2 protein-coding genes are annotated in these 1,079 nt (G+C 67.8%); one reads left to right on the top strand and one right to left on the bottom strand.

What is annotated here, in order from left to right:
* The first annotated feature begins 76 nt into the window (after positions 1-76).
* Positions 77-523, top strand: a complete 447-nt coding sequence (locus FVA95_RS28900) for a TetR/AcrR family transcriptional regulator C-terminal domain-containing protein (protein WP_255474721.1) — start codon at positions 77-79, stop codon at positions 521-523.
* Between the two features lie 7 nt (positions 524-530).
* On the opposite strand, the gene FVA95_RS28895 is transcribed toward FVA95_RS28900, so the two are convergent.
* The gene (locus FVA95_RS28895) at positions 531-992 is read right to left on the bottom strand and encodes a transposase (protein ID WP_205016040.1); all 462 of its coding nucleotides are present in this window, start codon (positions 990-992) and stop codon (positions 531-533) included.
* Positions 993-1,079: the final 87 nt, after the last annotated feature.

The following is a 1,079-nucleotide window of genomic DNA, read 5'->3' as shown; positions in this document are numbered from 1 at the left end:
TCTCGTTCTCAGCAGAGCCCATAGGGTCTGATGTCATCACTCACAGTGCCCATCCCGCCGGACGCTGAGGTCCGGCGTGTCGGGCCGGAACCACCGTTCGTTGCACAGGCCCGCCGCAACCGAGGCGGCATTGCGATTCCTGCTCGACGAGGGCTTCGAGCCGGCGGCGGCGGTCAACACGCTGTTCCTCGTGGTTTCGGTCTTCACCACCGGCTTCGTGGCCGCCGAGCAGGTGCCGATGGATCTCGCCGAGAGCCGTGGGCTCCCGGCCCCGGACGCTGTACGTGCCGCCACCACAGGCCTGGAGGCCCTCCCCGAGGAACGGTTCCCGGTCCTGCGCGGCAACGCGGCCGCGATGCTCGGCCCGAACATGGACGAGCGGTTCCGGCTCGGCCTGGAGACCGTCCTCGACGGCGTCGCCGCCCGTACCGATGACAACGGCCCCGGCACCTCGCGGGCGGATTCAACCGTGATCACCGATCTGAGCGATGTCGTCGCAGGTCGGAGCCCGCGCGGCTGCTAGTGCCGTGTCAGGCAACGTTGGGTAGGTAGTCTGGTCTGCGGATCTTGGACTCGGGCGCGAAGTGCCGCTTCGGCCGGGCATGGCGGTTGGCCCAGCGGATGTATCCGGCGATCGCGGACTCTTGGGCGGCGTGCGAGGGGTAGTCGCTGCCGTCGAGGGTGAAGTAGCGCAGCGCCGTGAACTCGGACTCGATCCAGTTCAGCCAGGAGGAGTAGGTCGGGGTGAACACCAGCTCGACGTCGTGGTCGGCGCACCAGGCGGCGACGGTGGCCTTGCGGTGCGGGGAGAAGTTGTCGCAGACGATGTGCAGCCGCCCGCTCGGGAAACGGACCCGGAGCTGACGCAGGAACGCGAGGAACTCGCTGCTGCGTTTGCGGTCACGCAACCGGTAGAACAGCTGCCCAGAGGCCAGATCCAGGGCGGCGATCATGTGCCGGACACCGCCGTAGCGGTTGTAGGTCGCCCGCAACCGGGCCGGATGTCAACGGCGGGTTGGGAGTAACCCCGTAACGACGGATTGGGACTGACCCCCTTGTCGGGTGTTCAGTCGTTGCTG

The sequence above is a fragment of the Pseudonocardia sp. EV170527-09 genome, from assembly GCF_008369905.1.
Classification (GTDB): domain Bacteria; phylum Actinomycetota; class Actinomycetes; order Mycobacteriales; family Pseudonocardiaceae; genus Pseudonocardia.
The sequence above is the reverse complement of the archived record's forward strand: the minus strand, read 5'-3'. Positions and strand labels throughout refer to the sequence as shown.